General features: G+C 57.9%; 4 protein-coding genes. All 4 read right to left on the bottom strand.

Translation table 11 applies throughout. The features are described from left to right. Positions 1 to 567 precede the first annotated feature (567 nt). Positions 568 to 1,689, bottom strand: a complete 1,122-nt coding sequence (locus tag NW815_RS09330; protein WP_414389939.1) for an ABC transporter ATP-binding protein — start codon at positions 1,687 to 1,689, stop codon at positions 568 to 570. 279 nt (positions 1,690 to 1,968) lie between these two features. Further along, the gene (locus NW815_RS09325; RefSeq protein WP_011433199.1) at positions 1,969 to 2,409 is read right to left on the bottom strand and encodes an Hsp20/alpha crystallin family protein; all 441 of its coding nucleotides are present in this window, start codon (positions 2,407 to 2,409) and stop codon (positions 1,969 to 1,971) included. Between the two features lie 196 nt (positions 2,410 to 2,605). After that, positions 2,606 to 2,899, bottom strand: a complete 294-nt coding sequence (locus tag NW815_RS09320) for a PepSY domain-containing protein (RefSeq protein WP_414389936.1) — start codon at positions 2,897 to 2,899, stop codon at positions 2,606 to 2,608. Between the two features lie 84 nt (positions 2,900 to 2,983). After that, positions 2,984 to 4,146: aconitase family protein (locus NW815_RS09315; protein WP_414415936.1), on the bottom strand; the 1,163-nt coding region annotated here is incomplete at its 5' end.

The following is a 4,146-nucleotide window of genomic DNA, read 5'->3' as shown; positions in this document are numbered from 1 at the left end:
CAGCGTATCATTGACTAGAGTCATGCTCTCAACTCATACTGCTGGCCATCCCAGCCCATCTCTACCCAAACAGGTGTGTCCCAAGCCCAGTTAACAATCAGGGGCTCCTTGCCTTTCCCGTTCGACAATCGCAGCTTTCCATTGACGACTTGGATGGCTGAAGACTTCCATTGAACTTTGGAATAGTACCGACGCCGTCGAGGTGGACGGGCGTTAGGGTCGGTTTGGCGGCGTTCTCGCCAGGACTTCAAAGAGGCAAAGAAGCTTTGCACTACCGCGTCTGCACTGTGAGCATGAAGTGTATTCTCAGGGTCGTTGGGAAACCACCGCATTAGCGTGGAAGGTTTCAACCACAGTCCCTTCTTGCGGACAACCCGCCAAAAGTGAACGAGCACCTTTGAGTACAGCTCGCCTGCTGCCCTGCTCAACAGCTGCAGTTGCTCTGAGACGCCTAGCTTGAGCTTGCGAACAAGGTACATGCAAAGTTGCCTTTTCTGTCGAATAGCATCTTACAAAAGCCGCCCTAGAAGGGCGGGGCTTGTAACCCAGTTTTTTTGGTCATCGTTTTTATCCCAGCCGCTGCTCGGTTTGCGGGTCAAACAGGTGGAAGCGATCCATGTCGAAGACCACTTCTGCCCACTGGTTAACCCGAAGCTGGGTACGGGGATCCACGCGGGCCACAAACTCCTGCTCGGCCAGGATCCCTTCTCGGTCGCTGGTGCTGAGATAGAGGATTACTTCATGGCCCACCAGCTCCGTTACCGAGACCTTAGCCCGCACCGGGGCAGGTTGGATCCCTGGGGGTTGGTACTGGGGATCGTGGATGTTTTCCGGGCGGATGCCGAAGATGACCGACTTGCCCGCATAGTGCCGATAGGGATCCGCCTGGTGGGGTGGGATGGGCACGCGGAAGGCGCCGGTATCCACCCAGAGAGTGCCTTCTTGCTCCCGCAGCTTGGCCTGGAAAAAGTTCATAGCAGGGCTGCCGATGAACCCGGCCACAAACAGGTTGGCAGGGCGGGCGTAGAGGGCTTGGGGAGTATCCACCTGCTGCAGGCGGCCATCCTTCATGACGGCAATGCGGTTGCCCATGGTCATGGCCTCCACTTGGTCGTGGGTGACGTAAATGAAGGTGGTGCCCAGTTGCATGTGCAACTTGCTGATCTCGGCCCGCGCCTGTACCCGCAGCTTGGCATCCAAGTTGGAGAGGGGCTCATCCATCAAAAACACCGCCGGGTTGCGCACAATGGCCCGCCCAACGGCAACCCGCTGCCGTTGCCCACCCGAAAGTTCCTTGGGCTTGCGGTTAAGCAGGTGCTCGATCCCAAGGCGTTTGGCCACCCCCCTGACCCGGCTTTCGATCTCTGCTTTGGGCAGGCCGCGCAGCTTGAGGCCAAAGGCCATATTTTCGGCCACGGTCATGTGGGGGTAGAGGGCGTAGGACTGGAAGACCATGGCGATATCCCGATCCTTGGGGGGGACATCGTTCACCCGGCGGTCGCCGATGTAGATGGATCCGGCGCTGATCTCTTCCAACCCGGCCAGCATGCGCAGGGAGGTGGTTTTGCCGCAGCCGGAGGGGCCGACAAAGACGAGAAATTCCCCGTCTTCGACGGTGATGTTCAGGTCATGGACGGCGGTGGTGTCTCTGTAGCGCTTGGTAACGTGTTCGTAGGTAACGCTGGCCATGCTCTCAACCTTGGCTCCGTTGCGCACTCAAACCCTATCCAAAGCGGCGGGCAAAAGTCAAATCGAGTTGAGTTGAGTTCGGTAGGGAGAGCTGGGGATCCCTGCAGCGAAGCCAGTTTATGGTCGTTGCCCCTGCCCTTGCCCCGGCCCCTTTCCCAGAAGGAGAGGGGAGCTGGGAAGCCATGGAATCTTGAACCGAAATGTAAAAAAAGGTAGGCTCATCGCCTACCTCTATGGGATCCTTTTTCCCTATTAGGAAGTTGCCTAACCTCTAGGCCATCAGGAGACAACGCTCACTTTAACCACTTGGGCTTTTTCAGAGTCTGCCTTGGGCAAGGTGAGGGTGAGGATCCCATCTTTGTATTCGGCTTTCACCTGATCGTGTTTGATCCGGTTCGGCAGTGGGATCACCCGTTGGAAGCGCCCATAACGGAATTCAGTCCGGGTTACCCCTTTGTCTTCAGAGCGCTTCTCAAATCGCCGTTCCCCGGTGATGGAGACCGCTTCGGCTGTCGCTTGGATATCCAAGTCGTTGGGGTTCAAGCCGGGCAGCTCCAGCTTCAGGGTAATGGTTTCGGGATCATCGTGCATCTCCACTGCCGGCATGAAGGCGAAGCCGTCGGCCTCGGTGGTGCGAGGGATCAACCGGTCGAACATCCGGTTCATTTCCCGTTGAATTTCGTCAATTTCCCGAAATGGATCCCAGCGGACAAGAGCCATAGAGCATCCTCCTCCTCTATTACTTTGCTTTTTTGACTTCCAGTTCGAGTTTGGAGCTTAGCTTTTGGGGCTCAACTTTAGAGGTGCAAGCAAAACCTCTACGCTTCTAGTGTAGTCAAATCCGTTCCGGGAAATGTAGGGTTTTCTGGAATGTTTCTTAGGTATTTACCCTACAGGTTTATCTATCCAAAACCCTCTAGGACTCCGTATGTTTGGGGCGGCGATGGGGTTTTGTGGGTAACCACATACTGAGACCGGTGGCCACCATCACCAGCAGCCCCAGTCCGTTTAAGAAGGGGTAAACCGCTTGCAGGTCGAGGGGGCCCCACTGCCCTTTGTGGATTTGGATCAGCCAGTAGTAGTCGAAGTTTTCGTTAAGGCGGGCAATTTGATACAGGGATCCCGTCAGCACCGTTACCACCAACGGCAGGGCCAGAATGGGGGCAAGGGTGCGGTGGATGCGGCGGATCATCTTCGGATTCAGGGCCATTGGGCTTTCTCCAGGGCGATGGGGCGATCCCTGCCATGGTATCAGGGCGACCCAGGGCAGATTTGGAATCCTACTCCACCCTGCTCAAGAACGGATCCCGAGCAAATCCTCGATCTTGGGCATTTGCTCGGGGGGGATGACCCGTCCTTCGTCCTCAAAGCCGGGGATCTCGTGGAAGTTGAGGTAGCGGTACAGCTCGCCGGCAAAGGGCTGGATCTTGGTGGAGACGATCTCTCGGTACTCCTCAGGGGTGGGGATCCGGCCCAAAAGGGCGCAGGCGGCGGCCAGCTCGGCGGATCCCAGATAAACCCGCGCGTCTTTGCCCATGCGGTTGTTGAAGTTGCGGGTGGAGGTGGACATGACGGTGGCCCCGTCTTCCACGCGGGCTTGGTTGCCCATACACAAGCTGCATCCCGGCATTTCCGTTCTGGCCCCGGCGGCAGCAAAGATGCCGTATACGCCTTCCGAGCGCAGTTGTGCCTCATCCATGCGGGTGGGTGGACAGATCCAGAATTGGCGCACCTTGGCCCGCCCTTGGCCTTCCAGGATTTTGGCGGCGGCGCGGTAGTGGCCGATGTTGGTCATGCAGGAGCCGATGAAAACTTCGTCAATCTTGATCGGCGTATCGGGGTTGCCGGCGGCGTGTTGGGCATGGACTTCGCTCAGGGTCATCACCTTATCGGGATCGTTGGGGGCACAGACGATCGGCTCGGTGATGGTGCTGAGGTCGATTTCGATGACTTCGGCGTATTCAGCGTCGGCATCCGCCTCCAGGAGGGTGGGGTTGGCCAGCCATGCTTCCATTTTGGCGATGCGCCGCAGCAAGGTTCTCGCATCCTGGTAGCCGCGGGCAATCATGTTCTTCAGCAGCACCACGTTGGAGCGCAGATATTCTGAGACCGTCTCGATGCTCAGCTGGATGGTACAGCCGGCACAGTTGCGCTCTGCCGAGGCATCGGTAAACTCAAAAGCTTGCTCCACCTTCAGATGCGGCAGGCCCTCGATCTCCATGATGCGCCCGGCAAAGACGTTTTTCTTGCCTTTTTTCTCAACGGTGAGCAGCCCCCTCTGAATGGCCACGTAGGGGATGGCATGGACAATGTCCCGCAGGGTGATCCCCGGCTGCAGTTCCCCCTTAAAGCGCACCAGCACCGATTCCGGCATGTCCAAGGGCATCACCCCCATGGCGGCGGCAAAGGCCACCAGACCGGATCCCGCCGGGAAGGAGATCCCCAAGGGGAAGCGGG

It is taken from the genome of Synechococcus sp. R6-7 (assembly GCF_047461695.1).
Taxonomy (GTDB): domain Bacteria; phylum Cyanobacteriota; class Cyanobacteriia; order Thermostichales; family Thermostichaceae; genus Thermostichus.
Note: the sequence above shows the minus strand (reverse complement) of the source record. Positions and strands in the feature narration are given on the sequence as shown.